A 17,923-nucleotide genomic window follows, 5' to 3' on the forward strand; every position below is an offset into this window, starting at 1 on the left:
AGTGCAGACATAAGTTTGCACTACTTTTTTACATCTTGACCTTCAAGTTGCTTGAAAGTTTACAATGAAATTAGGGCGTTTGAAATCGAAAAAAATTGAGAAATTAAGTGAAGAGGTTTCTTTTACTTGGAGGTTATAGGAATGAATCAGGAATTGAAGTTACGTCCATTAGAACGAGAAGATTTAAAGTTTGTACACGAACTGAATAATAATGCGCATATTATGTCGTATTGGTTTGAAGAGCCGTATGAGGCATTTGTGGAGCTGCAAGACTTATATGATAAACATATACATGATCAAAGCGAACGCCGATTTATTGTTGAGAAAGACAATGAAATGGTTGGATTAGTTGAGTTAGTAGAAATCGATTATATTCACCGTAGAACAGAATTTCAAATTATTATTGATCCGAATTATCAAGGATATGGTTATGCAGTGGATGCGACGCGTTTAGCAATGGATTACGCTTTTTCCGTACTAAATATGCATAAGATTTATTTAGTTGTGGATAAGGAAAATGAAAAGGCAGTACATGTTTATAAAAAAGTTGGGTTTATGGTAGAAGGTGAGCTTATCGATGAGTTTTTCGTTGATGGTAACTATCATAATGCAATAAGAATGTGTATGTTTCAGAAGCAATATTTTGAAAACAAGTAGTTGAAAGATTCGGAAGTAATGTTGACGCTTCGTAAAACCGTATGCTAAAATCCTTTTTAAGTATTAAGGAAGGTGCATAATATGCTTTATATAAAATTTGTAAAACTCATTAGAAAACTTTGCTCCGCACAAATGTATACGGTGAAGCGTTGTACGGAGCTTAATCAAGGGGCATAAATCCCCTATATTCATCGGCTGAATAACTTTTCTAAAAAAGTATAGTGTATCTATGCTTATTTCGTTATGGTTTTTCAGCTGGTGTATAAAATAGATTAAGGGGCCATAGACAATGCTTTGTCTATGGCCCTTTGTGTATATTATTCCGATGAGTCTTTACTATAAATTGGAGTAGTATAGGAAAAACCACGAAGCAGAGGGCTAGTGTCGAATGACGCTATCTCTCTGCTTTTTTTAATTTCAGGAAAAGAGGAATAAAAATGAGTTTACTTAAAGTGGAAAGTTTATCACATAGTTTTATAGATAAAGTATTATACGAAAATGCTTCTTTTGATTTGCATAAAGGGGAGCATATGGGAATTGTTGGACAGAATGGTGCAGGAAAAAGCACATTAATGAAAATATTGGTGGGGGAAATTATTCCTGATAAGGGAGACATAAAGTGGCAACCTAATATTCAAATTGGACATCTTGATCAATACGCAGAAATTGATGAGGGTTACACCATTTCACAATATTTAAAGAGAGCCTTTTATGATTTGTATGAAATGGAAAAGAGAATGAACAAGTTATATGAAGAAAGTGCGATGACTGGAGATGAAAATCAACTATTGAAAGCGGCAGAAATTCAAGGACTGCTCGAGGCTCGTGATTTTTATTCAGTAGATAGTATTACGAATAAGGTGGCAGCCGGTTTAGGTATTGATGTGATTGGGATGAATCGTGTGATTGGTGAATTAAGCGGAGGGCAGCGTGCAAAGGTAATTTTAGCGAATCTCTTATTAGAAGAGCCTAATATTTTATTGCTAGATGAACCGACGAATTTTCTCGATAAGGAGCATGTGGAGTGGCTTGCTAATTATTTAATGAATTTTGAAGGAGCGTTTATTGTCGTATCACATGATTTTGATTTTCTGGAAAAGGTAACTTCTTGCATATGTGATGTAGAATTTGGAACAGTAAAGAAGTATTACGGCAAATACTCAGATTTTGTAAGACAAAAGGAGCATTTGCGAAAAGATTATATTCGCCAATATTATGCACAGCAAAAGAAAATTGAAAAAACGGAAGAGTATATTCGTAGAAATATTGCTGGGGTGAATTCAAAAATAGCGCAAGGTCGTAGAAAACAATTACAGCGTATGGAAAGAATTGCGCCACCAAGTTTTACTCATAAACCGTCTATTCATTTTCAGGAACTTCCCATTTCAGTTCAGACAGTTCTTGAAGTAAATAACCTTGAAGTTGGTTACGACTTCGCTCTCTTACCAAAGTTGAATTTTTCAGTAATGGGTGGGCAAAAACTTGTTCTTACAGGTTTCAATGGAGTAGGGAAATCTACTTTATTAAAAACAATCGTTGGAAATATTGCTAGTATTTCTGGAGAGTTTCACTTTTCAGAGCAAATAAAGATTGGATATTATGAGCAAGATTTAAATTGGAGCAATGATTCTTTAACGCCGCTTCAAATTATTTCAGAACAGTTTCCTAAACTGAATATGAAGGAAATACGTCATCATTTAGCTGCGTGTGGAGTGAAGGATACGCACGTTTCGCAAGAAATTCGTACGTTAAGTGGTGGTGAACAATCGAAGGTGAAACTGTGTGGATTATTACTATCACCTTGTAACTTCTTAATTTTAGATGAGCCGACAAATCATTTGGATGCAGAAGCGAAGGAAGCTTTGCAAAAGGCGTTAATTAAGTTTAAGGGCAGTATTATACTCGTATCTCACGAAGCAAGTTTTTATCTTGATTGGGCAGATAGCATCTTTCATATAGAGACGGGATTAGTTAAGGGGGTGTGAAACATATGAGTGAAAACAATTGGAAAACGAAAATTATATTATTTTTGACCGCTCAAACTATTTCGTTGTTCGGTTCCTCTCTCGTGCAATACGCGATTATATGGTATATCACCCTTACAACATCATCAGGAGTGATGTTGACTATTTCAACTGTTTGCGGTTTTCTACCACAAATTGCGATATCTTTGTTTGCAGGTGTTTGGATTGATCGTTATGACCGTAAAAAGATGATTATGTTATCGGATGGAATTATAGCGATTGCGACGTTAGTCTTAGCAATTTTATTTTTAACAGGATATAAAAGTATTTGGTTACTTTTTATTGTGTTACTCATTCGTTCAGCTGGAACAGGAGTACAAACGCCAGCTGTGAATGCATTAATTCCGCAAATCGTTCCGAAAGAGTATCTTATGAAAGTAAATGGAATAAATAGCAGTATTACATCTTTAATTATGTTTCTTTCTCCAGCAGCAAGTGCGACGATTCTTTCTATTGCCAGCATTGAAACAACATTTTTTATTGATGTTATTACGGCTATGATTGGAATTAGTATTATGTTTGTCATTCAGGTGGAAGGACATGTGAATGTAGAAAGTAAGCAAAAATCTAATCTACAAGGAATTAAAGAAGGGTTCTCTTATTTAAAAGAAAATGTATTTATTAAAAGGCTAATCGTTTTATTAATTATCGTCATGATTTTAATAAGTCCAGCTGCTTTTTTAACACCTTTAATGGTAACTCGTTCTTTCGGGGCCGAAATGTGGAGACTTACTGCTAGTGAGATGACCTTTAGTGCGGGTGCGGCAGCTGGTGGCGTATTGATTGCAGCGTGGGGTGGTTTTCGTAATCGTATGCATACAACAGCGCTAGCTTGTGCATTATATGGACTGCTTATGATTGGACTCGGAATAGCGCCGATATTTATTATGTATTTAGTCTTTAATTTTTTAATTGGTATAACAATGCCGTGCTTCAATACACCAGTTACTGTGTTATTGCAGGAGAAAGTAGAACCATCAATGCACGGACGGATGTTTAGCCTTGTACAAATTGCGAATTCATGCGCGCTTCCTTTAGGAATGATAATATTTGGTCCGTTGTCGGATATGTTTAGTGTAGAGATTTTGTTAATTTATGCTGGGATATTCGTGCTATTTTGCGCAATGTATATTGTATTAAGCAAGAGGTTTGAAGTGTAAATATTTATAATACAGAGGGTTTGCGAAGTGATTTAATATGCTTCGTAAACCTTTTTGTTATTATTCTAGTCAATAATTATTTATTGTTAAACAATAAATAATTATTGACTGTTAATGATTTTTTGGATAATATGATGTTAAGAATCTAAGGAGAATTACATGAGTAGAGGAGAATGTGAAATGAAAAATAAATACGTAGTAGCTATTTCTTTCATGATTTTAGCGATTATTTCTTTAACTATACATGCTTCAAACAGTAAAGTAGGAGCGGATGGATTCCTTGAAGAACCTTTCTTTTTCCTAGTACCGATAAGTTATGTATTGTTCCTTAGTGGTATTGGCGTATTATTATTTGGATTTATTACTTCAAAGCTGAAAAAGGGCAATAAATAGGGGTTACCAATAGGGACAAAATACTCACTATGAAATAGAAACATACCATATGGAAGAAAAAGAATAAGTGAGATGAATCATGATGAACCATCATTTTTATAATGGAAGACAAGTAGGAGCAGCTATTACGCTGGCTGGGGCACAGGGAACAATTCATGCTATGAATCAAGCTATTCAAATGCAACAAAAAGCATATTTTGCACAAATGATGCAAAGTCAGTATATGCCGTATTCACAGCTTCCGATGCAGATTGTACATTACGATATACATCCAGCTGGTTTATTTTCTATTCCATATGGCGGGACATATTTCTTATGAAAGAAAGCGACTGGTTAGAGTCGCTTTCTTTTTTTATCCAGCTATGGGCGGCCTAATTAAAGTTTCATTTTATATTCCGCCTAGCTTCATTCCAAGGAATGCGAAGAGGATACCAATTATGTAAGTAGCGCTTAAGTATAAAAGGAAAGTACTAATATTTTTTCGATTGAGAAGTTGAACAGCGTCTAGTTTAAACGTAGAAAATGTAGTGAACGCACCCATAAATCCAGTACCTAATAGTAGTTGCCAGCCTGTAGTGACCCCGTTGCCAATTATATATCCAAGTAAAAATGCCCCTGTTATATTAATAAGGAATGTAGCAATTGGAAATTGTGTTTTATTTCTTTTTTTAAACCAATTGCTAATTGCAAATCGTGTAATCGCACCGAAAAATCCTCCTGTTGCGACTAATAAAGCTTCTATCATGAGTAATCACCTTCCGTAAGAGATTTCTTAATTAAGAAATCTCCAAGTGTATAGCCAAGGCCAGACATAATGAGGCCACCAAGTATGCTACATGATACATATAAGAAGGCTATGCTCCACTCAGAATGATTGATCAATTGCACAGTTTCTACACTAAATGTTGAAAAAGTCGTAAAGGAACCGATGAATCCAGTCCCGATGCCTGTGATAACCTCTGAAGGTAAGATGTTTAGCCGAGCGATATAAGTAGTTAGCCACGCTAAGAAGAAGCAACCAATTAAGTTAATGAGTAATGTTGCTAATGGAAATGAATGATGCCAAAATGTGGTGATATTAAGACCTAAATAATAACGAGAAAGAGCTCCTAATATACCAGCAATGCCGACGACAATATAAATCAATTTTCTCACCTCTTTAAATAGTTTGCTCAAAAAAATAGACTCCTACCAGTATCCATACTGGTAGGAGTCATTAGCTAAGCAGCGTTTATGGCGAACTCCATCGCCTATGATTATTACATATAGTGTACTAAATATACCGTTTAATTTCCAGTGAGGAGGAGGGTGTAACTTTTCTTTTTTTGATGCCTGAAGGCTTTTTAAGTAATTAAAATGGGATCGATTACTTATCAACTAAATATAGTGATATACGGTTTTAATTATGATAAAATGTTTCTTATGTGTGTCGTTTTGTTTTATTTGACTGAAAATAAAGAAAAATAAATTTGCGTGAAAAGGAGTCATTTATTTGAAGAAATTTTTAAAAATCGTATTTACATGTGTTTTAGTAGTAGCGGGCATTGTAGGAGGATTTCTAGCTTATATGACACTTACTAAAGAACAGCCTGCTGATGTTATAAGCTTGAAGGTGGAGAATAATAAGGAGCGCGTATTAGCGACTGGGAATGAATTTAAAGTTACAACATTTAATATTGGATATGCTGGGTTAGATAAGGATCAAGATTTCTTTATGGATGGTGGAAAGGGATCTGGTTCCAGTAGTAAAGAGCAAACGGAAACTAATTTAAAGAATATGCTTTCGTTTTTACAAAATGAGAATAGTGATTTTGCACTATTACAAGAAGTTGATATAAAGTCACTTCGTTCATTTGATGTAAATGAACATGAATTTTTGAAAAAAGGATTACCTGATTATGTTTCGTCATTTGGCAAGAACTACGATACGAAATGGGTTCCAGTGCCAATAACAAATCCAATGGGATATGCGGAGGCTGGATTAAGTACGTTTTCTAAATACACTGTTCAAGAAGCGAAGAGGTTCCAGCTGCCTGGAATGGAGCCTTGGCCAAAGCGTTTGTTTGATTTAGATCGAGCAATTGTGGAATATAAAATTCCTGTTAATAATGGAAAACATGTTAGACTCGTAAATTTACATTTGTCTGCTTATGATGAAGGCGGGAAAATTAGAAAACAGCAAGTAGAGTATTTAAAAGAATATATGAACAAGCATTATGAAAATGGTGATTACGTAATAATGGGTGGAGATTGGAATCAATTAGTTTCAAACGCTCAATTAAGTGATCCGAAGTTCGTGAAAGAGCGTCCTGAGTGGTTAGTAGAGTTACCGAAGGACTTTACAGACGGTGGCTTTAAGTGGGCTGTAGATCCGTCTGTTATGACTGTAAGAGATGATGTAAAGAAATATGTAGAAGGTGAAAATTTCGTCACTATTATTGATGGCTTTATCGTTTCACCGAATGTAGAGATTGTAAATGTACAAGGAAAAGATTTAAAGTTTGAAAATAGCGATCATAATCCAGTAAGTGCGGTATTTAAACTGAAGTAATTGATATGTATAAGTAGAAGGTGGGGCTTCATATGGAGTGGTTAAAGAGGACTTGTTTTTCTAACCTTGAGAAAGAATCACAGAAAAATCATTTATTACTGTTTATAACGATTTGTAGTTTCTTCCTTGGGATAATCGCGATTGGGTATTATGGATATATTTTTACAGAGAGAGCAATAGCATTTTGGATTTGTGGTATTTCTGTCGTTACATTTGGAACGCTTTTTACTTTTATAAAAAGTATGGAATCAGTGTATAAATATATCATGACATTCATGTTGCTTACAATGTCTTACATTATGGTACAAGCTTTTAATGAAAGCCCGGCTGTATTTCAAATGGTCTATTTTACATTAGCTGTTTCACTTATTTACTTAAGTGAGCGTCTCATTTTAATTCTTGGCGGGATAGCTGTTGTGATCACATTTATCCTTTGTAGCTATTGGCCGGAGAAATTTTTTGCTTATACAGCCTCGTCTGAAGCTGCTAATTTCGCAAGTTTGTTAGCGATTGTAACAATCGCTATGTGGGGCGTCACGAAAATTGGTTCTAATCTGCTCCTTCGTTTAAGTGATGAGAAGCAAGAAGTAATGAGAAAAGCTCAGGAGTTAGAAGAGACGCAAAGACTTATTGAAGAAACAGTTGTGAAACTAGATAGTAATTTCAATCATTTAAGACAAAATATGAACACGTCGATGGAATCGATGAGTGAAATTAATTTTGCCTTTGAAGAGGTGGCAGTTGGTACGCAATCACAATCAGAGATGATGTATCGTTCGGTAGAAGTATTGAATGATATGGAGGGAAATATTGAACAAATCATCTCTCAAGTAAGAACTGCATCGGCTCGTGTGGATGAAAGCTTAGAAATTTCAAAAGGTAGTGTACATACTCTAAGAAATTTTGAAACTAACATGAGAAGTTTAAATGATGTTGTTTCACAGTCTGGAATTATATTTAGAGATTTAATGATGCAATCGAAACAAATTAATGAAATTGTAGATGTAATAACGAATATTTCAAGTCAGACGAGTCTGCTAGCTTTAAATGCAAATATTGAAGCTGCGAGGGCAGGTGAGCATGGAAAAGGTTTTGCTATTGTAGCGAGTGAAGTGTTAAAGCTTGCTGAAGAATCAAATCGTTCTGCGGGAAGAATTCAAGGGATTTTGAAGGAGTTTAGTAATCAAGCAAGTAAGGTAGAAGTGCAAGTAGAGAAGTCAGAAAGAGTACAAGAAGAATGTAACGAGATGTTAGCAAGCGTTTTAACAAATGTAACTGATTTAGGGAAGTTTATTGATGCGATTAATGAAGTAATGCGAGAGGTTGTTGTTCATCAAGAAAGTTTCCAAGTTAAAACGACGAATATCGTAAAGGATGTTACGCATGCTTCTAACGTAATTCAGCAAACTTCTACAGCTACAGAAGAAGTGCTAGCGAGTGTGGAAGAAGAAAAACATCGAAATGATACGTCAGTGAAGACGTTACAAACTGTTAGCGAGCAAGTGAAGTTGTTAGAAGATATTTTAGAAAAGTAATATTGCTTGGAAAGAGCACGAATGATGTGCTCTTTTTTCATTGAAACGAATACTTGATAGGAATTTAATTGCTTTTCTGCGCGTTTTCTGCCAAGCTTAAGGAGATAAAATTCAGCTAATAGCGGAATTAAAATACTTCAAAGAAAGAATTAAATAGGTGACGCATATGATCGAAGTTAAGACTTCTGAACTTAGTGATGGAGAATTTAATAGAGGTGTATTTGCAACTCGTGATATTAAAAAGGGTGAGTTGATACACGCAGCACCAGTTATCTCTTATCCGAATGAACAGCATGAACACATTGAGAAAACATTACTTGCTGACTACGCATTTGAGTATGGAATCAATCATACGGCAATCCTTTTAGGATACGGTATGTTATTCAATCATTCATATACACCGAATGCAACGTATGATATTGTCTTCGAGAACCATACGTTTAACTTCTATGCTTATAAGGATATAAAAGCAGGAGAAGAAATTTTAATCAATTATAATGGTGAAGTTGATAACGATGAGCTGTTATGGTTTGATAAAGAAAAAGAAGAGAACGAAAAGTAATATAAAGAGTATAGAAAGAGCACATTCTGTCGGATGGGCTCTTTTTTCATTGATGTAAATAAAGTAAAAAGTACAAAAAAATACCACTTTCTTTTTGTATGGTATAGTAAGATACTGAGGGATAGTGTTTTGAAAAAGTCACATATTTTACAAATTGTTGTCTTTCTGATGACATGTCAAGTTTAGTAGTCCATTTGGGTTGCTTTATTATGCAATATATATTTTAATATGAGTGGCACCTCTTATAAATTAAGAGGTTTATAGGTGTCTCGAATTGATTTTGGGTACACTGTATCCACCACTTTAGGTTCTTTCATGTACGTGGGGATATTATGGGCCCGTATAACGGGATAAAATGAATATAGAAATAGAGGAATCGTAAAATGAATATGCAAGAGGTTTATAAATATTTAAGTACGGTATTGCCTGAAGGACATGTTAAACAAGATGAAATGTTAAAGAATCATACGCATATTAAAGTTGGCGGAAAAGCAGATGTTTTTGTTGCGCCTACAAATTATGATGAAATTCAAGAAGTTATCAAATATGCGAACGAATATAATATTCCAGTTACGTTTTTAGGAAATGGATCGAATGTCATTATTAAAGATGGTGGAATTCGCGGGATTACAGTAAGTTTAATTCATATTACAGGTGTTACTGTAACAGGAACGACGATTGTAGCACAGTGTGGTGCAGCAATTATTGACGTATCACGTATTGCCTTAGACCATAACTTAACGGGTCTTGAGTTTGCTTGTGGTATTCCAGGTTCAGTTGGCGGAGCATTATATATGAATGCAGGTGCATACGGCGGTGAAATTTCGTTTGTGTTAACAGAAGCTGTTGTAATGACAGGTGATGGAGAGCTACGTACTTTGACGAAAGAAGCATTTGAATTTGGATATCGTAAGAGTGTATTTGCTAACAACCATTACATTATTCTTGAAGCGAGATTTGAACTTGAAGAAGGTGTACATGAAGAAATTAAAGCAAAAATGGATGATTTAACGTTTAAACGTGAGTCAAAACAGCCTCTAGAATATCCTTCATGTGGTAGCGTATTTAAGCGCCCACCAAATAACTTTGCTGGTAAGTTAATTCAAGACTCAGGACTACAAGGTAAGCGAATTGGTGGAGTAGAAGTTTCTTTAAAACACGCTGGATTTATGGTGAATGTTGATAACGGAACAGCACAAGATTACATCGATTTAATTCACTTCGTACAAAAGACAGTTGAAGAGAAATTTGGCGTGAAGTTGGAGCGAGAAGTAAGGATTATTGGAGAAGATAAAGAATAACGAAATACGTATGAAGATATGAATTATTTTAAAATAACATTTGGGTATTGTTGACAATTTGTTTTCAATTCAATATAATGGCTAATAATTTAACAAATAACATACGTTGAAAGAGCCCAGTAGCAGTTTGTCACTGTTAACGAGAGAGCTAGGGGTTGCTGGAACCTAGCACAAACAAACTTGCGAATTACACTCTGGAGTATCTTAGGTAATGCTAAGCGGACTAGCAATCGATATTATTGCTAAGAGTGGTATGAGTAGCTATGCTATTTATGCAAACTGGGTGGTAACACGGTGAATAATCGTCCCTATGTCTATCGTAGACATAGGGGCTTTTTTGTTTTTAAAAAATAAAGGGGATGACAAAAGATGAATATTATTGATGAATTAGAATGGCGCGGCGCCGTTAATCAGCAGACTGACGAAGAAGGCTTACGTAAGCTAGTAGAAGAGAAAAAGATTTCACTATATTGCGGAGTTGATCCAACTGGTGATAGTATGCATATCGGACATTTGATTCCGTTTATGATGATGAAGAGATTCCAATTAGCTGGCCATCATCCTGTTATTTTAATTGGCGGGGCAACAGGAACAATTGGTGATCCGAGTGGACGACAATCAGAGCGTCAGCTTCAAACGTTAGAAGTGGTTCAGCATAATGTAGATGCGTTAACAGCACAAATGAAAAAGCTATTTGATTTTGGTGGAAATAGCGAAGTGAAGATGGTAAATAACTATGATTGGACACATGAAATAAATATTATTGAGTTTTTACGTGATTACGGGAAAAACTTTAGCATCAATAGCATGTTAGCGAAGGATATTGTAGCAAGCCGTTTAGATACAGGTATTTCTTTCACAGAATTCACGTACCAAATTTTGCAAGCGATGGACTTCCATCATTTATACACGAAAGAGGATGTTCAACTTCAAATTGGTGGCAGTGACCAATGGGGAAATATTACGAGTGGTTTAGATTTAATTCGTAAGTTAGAAGGTCATGAGGCGAAAGTATTCGGATTAACGATTCCGTTATTATTAAAATCGGACGGTACGAAGTTTGGTAAATCAGCAGGTGGTGCGGTTTGGCTTGATCCTGAAAAAACGACACCGTTTGAATTTTACCAGTTCTGGGTAAATACAGATGACCGTGATGTAATTAAATACTTGAAATACTTTACGTTCTTAACGAAAGAGCGTATTGATGAATTAGCAGCGAAGGTAGAAACAGAGCCTCATAAACGTGAAGCGCAAAAAGTGTTAGCGGAAGAAATGACGAAATTTGTTCATGGAGAAGAGGCGTTCCTGCAAGCTGAGAAAATTACAGCAGCATTATTTAGCGGAGATATTAAATCGTTAACAGCTGATGAAATTGAACAAGGCTTTAAAGAAATGCCAACATTCCAGTCTTCAAAAGAGACGAAAAACATCGTAGAGTGGCTAGTCGATTTAGGGATTGAACCATCTAGACGACAAGCACGCGAGGACATTAAGAATGGTGCGATTTCTATGAATGGTGAGAAAGTAACAGATGTGGGTACAGATGTTACTGTAGAAAATTCATTTGATGGAAGATTTATTATTATTCGTAAAGGGAAGAAGAACTACAGCCTTGTGAAGTTAGGCGAATAGTTTGTGTGAAAGGATGGGAGTAGGAAGAATACTTCCATCTTTTCGTATACACAATTTGGACATAAAATAATCAGTAAATTTAGATAATTGAAAGGGTTATACGATTATTCTGCCGAATAAATAAGTTAGAGAAAATTACGGATAAAAATAGCCCGAACCATGCAGGGCATGATTCGGGCTTATATTCAGATTAGTAAGCTAAGCTGAATAGACCTTTAATGTGTGATAAGTAACGAACGTTACTTGCTTCTTTCATTAATGATGCTGGTAAGCCTTTAAGTGGAGTATTGCTTGCTCCGATTGTAGCAACAGCATCTTTACGTCCTAGACTAGCAAGTGTTCCAGAGTTTACAGGTGCGAACTCTTCTAATGCTTTGCCTTCTAGTGCTGCGTATAAGTTGTATCCAATTAACTCACCCATTTGCCAAGCGATTTGTGCAGTTGGTGGGTATGGACGTCCGTCTGGAGCGAAGACAACAGCGCTGTCTCCAGCAACGAATACGTCTTTGTGAGAAGTAGATTGTAGGTATGCATCAACTGTTGCACGTCCACGGTTAACTTCAAGACCTGATTCACCGATTAATGGGTTACCTTGTACGCCGCCCGTCCAAACGAATGTGTTAGCAACAAGTTTTTGACCGTCTTTTAAGTCGATTTCATTGCCAGCAACGTTTGTTACAGGAAGACCAGTTAAGAATGTAACGCCGCGTGCTTCTAGGCTAGTAGTTGCACGTTCGATTAAGTGGTCTGGTAATACTGGAAGGATTTTTGGACCTGCTTCAACAAGAAGAAGTTTCACTTCTTTTGGATTTACGCCGTGGCTTTTTGCAAGTTTAGGCATAATGTCAGCAAGCTCACCAACTAGCTCAACGCCAGTTAATCCGCCACCACCGATTACGATTGTAGCATCAGCTTCGTTTTTCGTTTTCGCGTATTCACGAATACGGTCTTCAACGTGTTTGTAGATTTTGTTTGCATCAGCAGCAGATTTTAATACCATGCTGTTTTCTTCTAGTCCTGGAATACCGAAGTAAGCAGTTTTACTTCCTAAAGCAACTACAAGTGCATCGTAAGATAAAGTAGTGCCGCCAGCTAATTTGATTTCTTTGCTATCAACTGAGAATGACTCAACTGTTGCAATTTTAAGGTCGATGTCTTGCCCTTTGAAAAGCTTTGTAAGTGGCATTGCAACTGCTTGCTCAGACACGTTACCAGCTGCAAGGCGGTGTAGTTCAGTGATGATTTGGTGTGTTGGGTATTGGTTAATCACTGTAACTTGTGCTTCTGATTTGCTGTAATATTTACGTACGTTTAAAGCGGCAAGAAGACCGCCATAACCAGCGCCTAAGATGACAATTTGTTTTGACATAGTATGATATCCCCCGTCTTTACTAATTGTTGTTATAAGTTAAATTATTTATTGTTACGTTCTGCACTAATTTGAAGATATGCGTTCACAAAGCGGAACATTTTTTGTGCTTGTGGATCTTTTAGTAATTTTAACAGACCGAATAGGCCGATAACTTCGTTGCTTTCTTCAGCACGATCTTTCGCTTCGATTGCAGTTGCAGCCATGCTTTTCACTGTATCTTTTACAGGTTCTACAAGCTCTGTAATTGCACCAACAGTGTCGCTTTTTAATACTTCATCAGTAGCAACAGTTTGAGCGAAGTCATAAGACTTAGTTAAAATGTTAACAAGCTCAGTTAATTTTGGAAGCTGTTCTACTAGTGTTGTTAATGATTCTTGTACCTCAGGTTTTAACAACTGATCAAGTACATCAAGTTGTCCTTGGCTAGCAGAAATTTGTACAGTTTCTTGTTCTGGCTTTGTTTGAGTCATAGTTTCTGGCATCTCCAATTCTCCTTTACGATAGCAATACTCTTATTTTTTATAAGTAAGATAGTAAACGTTTACGAAACTTTATACAAAGTTTCACAAAACACAATAAAATGCCTTTAAATTTATGACAGCAAGTAAGCTGCAAACATAAATCTAAAACCATAACGTCTTACTTATTATTTATGAACTGTCCGATACATGGCTTGTCCGCATAATGGAAAAGCTCCGTTACCGGAAAGTGTATATAATATATATCCTATATTATATACTATATACACCTATGTTAACATAAAAATGATTCCTAATTATTTGATATTGAGTGTATAACGTAGTGCTGACAAGGTATGAAAGCGTATAAAATATTTTGTTCCAGTTAGAAATGTATATACATATAAAGAAAAAAAGGAAAAAATGAACAAATTCATGTTCGTTTTTTCCTTTTTCCTATTATTCACCTTCTACAATTAGCATCGATGTGTTACCGCTTTTTTCAAGATGGCATTCGCCCCAAGTACAAAGAGAATCAAGAATGGACTCTAAAGACCAACCGTATTCTGTAAGTGAATATTCTACTTTTGGTGGTACTTGATTGTATACCTTTCTTTGAATAACTCCATCGTCTTCTAATTCACGTAATTGCTGAGTTAACATTTTTTGTGTAATCCCAGGCATTAAACGTTTTAGTTCACTCGTTCTTTTTGTGCCTTTCGTTAGATGACAAAGGATAACAACCTTCCATTTTCCACCGATAACCTCTAAAGTCGCTTCAACGGGAATATTATATTTCTTCATATAAAAATCTCCTTTGATGAATGTAGATTTAAGTTCTCCAACAAAAGAAGCTAAATAATTAAATGTTACTAAAAAGTGCCTATAGCACTTTAAAGTACGTACTTTTTATCATGTTGAATATGTTCCATAATAGCATACGTAAGAGGGAAATGAGTAGTACGGTACTAAAAAGTGCCTATGTTACTTTTAGGTACCTATCGTACTTTTAAGTGCGTTCTTCAAAAAAAGAGTAAAGCCATTCATAATAGCATATATCAACAGTAAAGTTATTTTTGTAGAAGATAAAAAGGCCTTTTTATCATACTATTATGATTGGATTTCTCGCATTAAGGAGGAGTTCAATTGAATTCATATACAGTATCTTCTTCGGTTATGCAGACGAATCGGAGAAGTATGTTTGCTTTATTAGCACTAGCAATTAGTGCGTTTGGAATTGGTACAACTGAATTTATTAGTGTCGGCTTATTACCATCTATCTCAGAGGATTTACATGTTTCTGTTACAACAGCGGGGTTAACTGTTTCTTTATATGCATTAGGAGTAGCGTTTGGTGCTCCAGTATTAACGTCATTAACAGCTAGTATGTCGCGAAAGACGTTATTAATGTGGATTATGATTATTTTCATTATTGGTAATGGAATTGCGGCGGTAGCAACAAGTTTTACTGTGTTACTTATTGCGAGGGTTGTATCTGCATTTGCGCATGGTGTTTTTATGTCAATTGGAGCTACAATTGCGGCTGCGCTTGTACCTGAGAATAAACGTGCAAGTGCAATAGCATTTATGTTTACTGGTTTAACGGTTGCGACTATTACAGGTGTACCAATTGGAACATTTATCGGTCAACAATTTGGCTGGAGGGCCTCGTTTATTGTTATTGTGGCCATTGGAATCGTTGCTTTAATCGCCAATAGTATGCTAATTCCTTCTAATTTAAAAAAAGGTACGTCTGTATCATTTCGCGATCAATTTAAGCTGATTACGAATGGAAGACTGTTACTTGTATTTATTATTACTGCATTAGGATACGGGGGAACGTTCGTAACATTTACGTATTTATCTCCGTTATTACAAGAAGTAACAGGATTTAAAGCAAGTACCGTTACAATTATTTTGTTAGTATACGGAATTGCAATTGCGATTGGGAATATGGTCGGGGGAAAATTATCAAATCATAATCCGATTCGAGCGTTATTTTACATGTTCTTTATTCAAGCGATTGTATTATTTGTTTTAACATTTACAGCGCCATTTAAAGTCGCTGGATTCATCACAATTATTTTCATGGGACTATTCGCATTTATGAATGTTCCAGGGCTACAAGTGTATGTTGTTATATTAGCTGAGAGGTTTGTACCTAGCGCTGTTGATGTAGCATCGGCGATTAACATTGCAGCATTTAACGCAGGAATTGCTCTTGGTGCTTACTTGGGCGGTATTGTAACGAACTCGTTAGGATTAATTCATACGGCTTGGGTAGGTGGAATTATGGTAGTAGGTGCTGTTGTTTTAACTGCGTGGAGTATGACATTAGAAAAAAGAGATCAAGTAAAATAAAAGGAGAGAAAATAAAATGAAAAACTTACAAAGTAAAACAGTATTAAATAATGGTGTAGAAATGCCTTGGTTCGGTTTAGGTGTATTTAAAGTAGAGGATGGACCAGAACTTGTAGAAGCAGTGAAATCGGCGATTAAAGCAGGATACCGCAGCATTGATACAGCTGCAATTTACGGAAATGAAAAAGCTGTAGGTGAAGGAATTCGCGCGGGTATAAAAGAAGCAGGCATTTCTCGTGAAGATTTATTCATTACTTCAAAAGTGTGGAATTCGGATCAAGGATATGAAACGACACTTGCTGCATATGAAGAAAGCTTAAAAAAATTAGAGCTGGATTATTTAGATTTATACCTTGTTCATTGGCCTGTAGAAGGGAAATACAAAGATACGTGGAGAGCGTTAGAAACACTTTATAAAGAAAAACGCGTACGTGCAATTGGGGTAAGTAATTTCCAAATTCATCACTTACAAGATGTAATGAAAGATGCAGAAATTAAACCAATGATTAACCAAGTAGAATACCACCCTCGTTTAACACAAAAAGAATTACAAGCTTTCTGTAAAGAACAAGGTATTCAAATGGAAGCATGGTCACCACTAATGCAAGGTCAATTATTAGATAACGAAACATTACAAGAGATTGCTGAGAAACACGGTAAAACAACAGCTCAAGTTATTTTACGTTGGGATCTTCAAAATGGAGTAATCACAATTCCAAAATCAACGAAAGAACACCGTATTATTGCAAACGCTGATGTATTTAACTTTGAATTAACGAAAGAAGATATGGAAAAAATCGATGCGTTAAATCAAAATCATCGCGTTGGTCCAGATCCTGATAACTTCGATTTCTAAGATTAAAGTAAGAAAAAAGAGTGCGTAAAAGCACTCTTTTTTTGTGCATAAAAATAGTTTCTAAATAAATACTACTTAGTATTAAGTTTGTGATAAGGGGCTGTAAACATGAATATAAAGCAATCGTTCAAGATTTTAGCTATGTTTTTAAGTGTTTTATTTGTGTTATTCCCGCTTCAAAAAGCATTTGCAGAAGTTATGGATCATACAAAGTATGAAATGAATTGGAGTTATAGTAAGTCAAAGAAGAAACCAATTCGAACAGAGCTTATTAAAACCGCAGATGGCAAAATTGCTTTTTGCTTAAATGTAGATTTGAAATCTCCAAGCGGTCAAGATTTACCGGAAATGGGGAAAGTGGATATTAACGTATACCGTGTACTATTGAATGGATATCCACAAAAGAGTCCGCAAGAATTAGGTGTTTCTGATTGGAGAGAAGCACATTACGCAACGCAGCTTGCAGTGTGGAATGCGTTAAAACAAATTGATATTAATGATTTAGATTTCCGCAATAAAAATGTAGAGAAAGTAACGAAAGACATCGTTGCAAAAGCAAGCGCTAGTGAAGAGTTACAAGAAATTACAATGAGTGTAACTCCTACAGAAGAACAAGAAGCAGTATTAAAAAATGATTTCTTTGAAACAGGTTTATATACAGTAGAAACAAATGCAAAAAGCGGAACGTATAAAGTGCAAGCAACAGGTGCACCAGCGGGCGTGAAATTTGCAAATGAAAAAGGCGAAACAAAAACAGAATTTAATGTAGGAGAAAAGTTCCGCATTTTAATTCCGAAACAAACACCAGCTGGTGGATTTAGCTTTAAAGTATCAGGAAATTTAACGAAATTACAAGGGATTGCGCATAAAGGTACACCGACTATTCAAAATGCAGTAGTATTACTTGAGCGTAGTGAAGAAAAAACAAGTCCAGAGTTAGCGGTAAGTTGGAAAAAGGCCGAGGCTCCAAATAAACCAAATAAGCCATATACTCCAAATGAACCGCATAAACCGAATCAAAAGAGAGAATGAAAAAGCATTGGCGTATGCCAATGCTTTTT

At 35.7% G+C, this 17,923-nt stretch carries 18 protein-coding genes, 1 riboswitch and 1 other annotated feature; of the genes, 13 read left to right on the plus strand and 5 right to left on the minus strand.

Going from position 1 to position 17,923, the window contains the following annotated elements; all coding sequences use genetic code 11:
- Positions 1-141: 141 nt before the first annotated feature.
- The 5 genes from speG (at position 142) to MKY38_RS24305 (ending at position 4,553) form a co-directional block, all read left to right on the plus strand.
- On the plus strand, positions 142-657 hold the full coding sequence (gene speG, locus MKY38_RS24285) for a spermidine N1-acetyltransferase (protein ID WP_001071092.1): 516 nt from the start codon (positions 142-144) through the stop codon (positions 655-657).
- Between the two features lie 437 nt (positions 658-1,094).
- Positions 1,095-2,642 (plus strand): ABC-F family ATP-binding cassette domain-containing protein, encoded by a 1,548-nt coding sequence (locus MKY38_RS24290; RefSeq protein WP_341049968.1) that lies wholly within the window; start codon positions 1,095-1,097, stop codon positions 2,640-2,642.
- Between the two features lie 5 nt (positions 2,643-2,647).
- Positions 2,648-3,841 carry an MFS transporter gene (locus MKY38_RS24295; protein ID WP_065224378.1) on the plus strand — a complete coding sequence of 398 codons (1,194 nt, stop codon included), beginning with the start codon at positions 2,648-2,650 and terminating at the stop codon, positions 3,839-3,841.
- Positions 3,842-4,021: 180 nt separating this feature from the next.
- Entirely contained in the window at positions 4,022-4,234 is a 213-nt protein-coding gene (locus MKY38_RS24300; RefSeq protein WP_025118109.1) for a DUF3955 domain-containing protein, read from the plus strand.
- 79 nt (positions 4,235-4,313) lie between these two features.
- The gene (locus tag MKY38_RS24305) at positions 4,314-4,553 is read left to right on the plus strand and encodes a DUF3947 family protein (protein WP_065224377.1); all 240 of its coding nucleotides are present in this window, start codon (positions 4,314-4,316) and stop codon (positions 4,551-4,553) included.
- Positions 4,554-4,622: 69 nt separating this feature from the next.
- On the opposite strand, the gene crcB (MKY38_RS24310) is transcribed toward MKY38_RS24305, so the two are convergent.
- Both crcB (MKY38_RS24310) and crcB (MKY38_RS24315) read right to left on the minus strand, forming a co-directional pair.
- Positions 4,623-4,979, minus strand: coding sequence for a fluoride efflux transporter CrcB (gene crcB / locus MKY38_RS24310; RefSeq protein ID WP_065224376.1), 357 nt, complete (start codon positions 4,977-4,979; stop codon positions 4,623-4,625).
- Positions 4,976-5,380, minus strand: a complete 405-nt coding sequence (gene crcB / locus MKY38_RS24315) for a fluoride efflux transporter CrcB (RefSeq protein WP_065224375.1) — start codon at positions 5,378-5,380, stop codon at positions 4,976-4,978. Before crcB (MKY38_RS24315) ends, crcB (MKY38_RS24310) begins: the two co-directional genes overlap by 4 nt.
- Before the next feature lie 54 nt (positions 5,381-5,434).
- A riboswitch (Fluoride riboswitch) is annotated at positions 5,435-5,494 on the minus strand.
- Between the two features lie 232 nt (positions 5,495-5,726).
- On the opposite strand from crcB (MKY38_RS24315), the gene MKY38_RS24320 reads away from it, so the two are divergent.
- The 5 genes from MKY38_RS24320 (at position 5,727) to tyrS (ending at position 11,815) form a co-directional block, all read left to right on the plus strand.
- Positions 5,727-6,785, plus strand: a complete 1,059-nt coding sequence (locus MKY38_RS24320) for an endonuclease/exonuclease/phosphatase family protein (RefSeq protein ID WP_000714051.1) — start codon at positions 5,727-5,729, stop codon at positions 6,783-6,785.
- Between the two features lie 32 nt (positions 6,786-6,817).
- Positions 6,818-8,320: a DUF4077 domain-containing protein gene (locus tag MKY38_RS24325; protein WP_078385275.1), complete on the plus strand. Its 1,503-nt coding sequence runs from the start codon at positions 6,818-6,820 to the stop codon at positions 8,318-8,320.
- 166 nt (positions 8,321-8,486) lie between these two features.
- A complete protein-coding gene (locus MKY38_RS24330) occupies positions 8,487-8,882 on the plus strand; it encodes an SET domain-containing protein (protein ID WP_000573649.1) in 396 nt (131 codons plus the stop codon).
- 383 nt (positions 8,883-9,265) lie between these two features.
- A complete protein-coding gene (murB, locus tag MKY38_RS24335; protein WP_001057102.1) occupies positions 9,266-10,183 on the plus strand; it encodes a UDP-N-acetylmuramate dehydrogenase in 918 nt (305 codons plus the stop codon).
- A gap of 97 nt (positions 10,184-10,280) precedes the next feature.
- Positions 10,281-10,496 (plus strand) — a binding site (T-box leader).
- Positions 10,497-10,552: 56 nt separating this feature from the next.
- A complete protein-coding gene (tyrS, locus tag MKY38_RS24340) occupies positions 10,553-11,815 on the plus strand; it encodes a tyrosine--tRNA ligase (protein ID WP_070180662.1) in 1,263 nt (420 codons plus the stop codon).
- A 190-nt stretch (positions 11,816-12,005) separates the two neighbouring features.
- Here tyrS and MKY38_RS24345 read toward each other — a convergent pair whose 3' ends face one another.
- The 3 genes from MKY38_RS24345 to MKY38_RS24355 all read right to left on the minus strand — a co-directional run bounded on the left by MKY38_RS24345 (position 12,006) and on the right by MKY38_RS24355 (position 14,449).
- Positions 12,006-13,184, minus strand: coding sequence for an NAD(P)/FAD-dependent oxidoreductase (locus tag MKY38_RS24345; RefSeq protein ID WP_006918768.1), 1,179 nt, complete (start codon positions 13,182-13,184; stop codon positions 12,006-12,008).
- A gap of 44 nt (positions 13,185-13,228) precedes the next feature.
- Positions 13,229-13,669 (minus strand): DUF1641 domain-containing protein, encoded by a 441-nt coding sequence (locus MKY38_RS24350; RefSeq protein ID WP_001115311.1) that lies wholly within the window; start codon positions 13,667-13,669, stop codon positions 13,229-13,231.
- A 435-nt stretch (positions 13,670-14,104) separates the two neighbouring features.
- Positions 14,105-14,449, minus strand: coding sequence for a winged helix-turn-helix transcriptional regulator (locus tag MKY38_RS24355; RefSeq protein WP_000760475.1), 345 nt, complete (start codon positions 14,447-14,449; stop codon positions 14,105-14,107).
- A 372-nt stretch (positions 14,450-14,821) separates the two neighbouring features.
- Between MKY38_RS24355 and MKY38_RS24360 the strand changes: the two genes are divergently transcribed.
- The 3 genes from MKY38_RS24360 to MKY38_RS24370 all read left to right on the plus strand — a co-directional run bounded on the left by MKY38_RS24360 (position 14,822) and on the right by MKY38_RS24370 (position 17,894).
- A complete protein-coding gene (locus MKY38_RS24360) occupies positions 14,822-16,006 on the plus strand; it encodes an MFS transporter (RefSeq protein WP_170965414.1) in 1,185 nt (394 codons plus the stop codon).
- 16 nt (positions 16,007-16,022) lie between these two features.
- Positions 16,023-16,862, plus strand: coding sequence for an aldo/keto reductase (locus tag MKY38_RS24365; RefSeq protein ID WP_065224371.1), 840 nt, complete (start codon positions 16,023-16,025; stop codon positions 16,860-16,862).
- Positions 16,863-16,970: 108 nt separating this feature from the next.
- Entirely contained in the window at positions 16,971-17,894 is a 924-nt protein-coding gene (locus MKY38_RS24370) for a thioester domain-containing protein (RefSeq protein WP_114555879.1), read from the plus strand.
- Positions 17,895-17,923 lie beyond the last annotated feature (29 nt).

The organism is Bacillus sp. FSL R5-0585 (assembly GCF_038004545.1).
GTDB lineage: Bacteria > Bacillota > Bacilli > Bacillales > Bacillaceae_G > Bacillus_A > Bacillus_A cereus.

Coding starts and splice junctions, on each gene's coding strand:
- MKY38_RS24295 (WP_065224378.1), top strand. CDS start 2,648: ATGAGTGAAAACAATTGGAAAACGAAAATTATATTATTTTTGACCGCT.
- MKY38_RS24290 (WP_341049968.1), top strand. CDS start 1,095: ATGAGTTTACTTAAAGTGGAAAGTTTATCACATAGTTTTATAGATAAA.
- crcB (WP_065224376.1), bottom strand. CDS start 4,979: ATGATAGAAGCTTTATTAGTCGCAACAGGAGGATTTTTCGGTGCGATT.
- MKY38_RS24370 (WP_114555879.1), top strand. CDS start 16,971: ATGAATATAAAGCAATCGTTCAAGATTTTAGCTATGTTTTTAAGTGTT.
- MKY38_RS24345 (WP_006918768.1), bottom strand. CDS start 13,184: ATGTCAAAACAAATTGTCATCTTAGGCGCTGGTTATGGCGGTCTTCTT.
- tyrS (WP_070180662.1), top strand. CDS start 10,553: ATGAATATTATTGATGAATTAGAATGGCGCGGCGCCGTTAATCAGCAG.
- speG (WP_001071092.1), top strand. CDS start 142: ATGAATCAGGAATTGAAGTTACGTCCATTAGAACGAGAAGATTTAAAG.
- MKY38_RS24300 (WP_025118109.1), top strand. CDS start 4,022: ATGAAAAATAAATACGTAGTAGCTATTTCTTTCATGATTTTAGCGATT.
- MKY38_RS24350 (WP_001115311.1), bottom strand. CDS start 13,669: ATGCCAGAAACTATGACTCAAACAAAGCCAGAACAAGAAACTGTACAA.
- murB (WP_001057102.1), top strand. CDS start 9,266: ATGAATATGCAAGAGGTTTATAAATATTTAAGTACGGTATTGCCTGAA.
- MKY38_RS24325 (WP_078385275.1), top strand. CDS start 6,818: ATGGAGTGGTTAAAGAGGACTTGTTTTTCTAACCTTGAGAAAGAATCA.
- MKY38_RS24365 (WP_065224371.1), top strand. CDS start 16,023: ATGAAAAACTTACAAAGTAAAACAGTATTAAATAATGGTGTAGAAATG.
- MKY38_RS24330 (WP_000573649.1), top strand. CDS start 8,487: ATGATCGAAGTTAAGACTTCTGAACTTAGTGATGGAGAATTTAATAGA.
- MKY38_RS24360 (WP_170965414.1), top strand. CDS start 14,822: ATGCAGACGAATCGGAGAAGTATGTTTGCTTTATTAGCACTAGCAATT.
- MKY38_RS24305 (WP_065224377.1), top strand. CDS start 4,314: ATGATGAACCATCATTTTTATAATGGAAGACAAGTAGGAGCAGCTATT.
- MKY38_RS24355 (WP_000760475.1), bottom strand. CDS start 14,449: ATGAAGAAATATAATATTCCCGTTGAAGCGACTTTAGAGGTTATCGGT.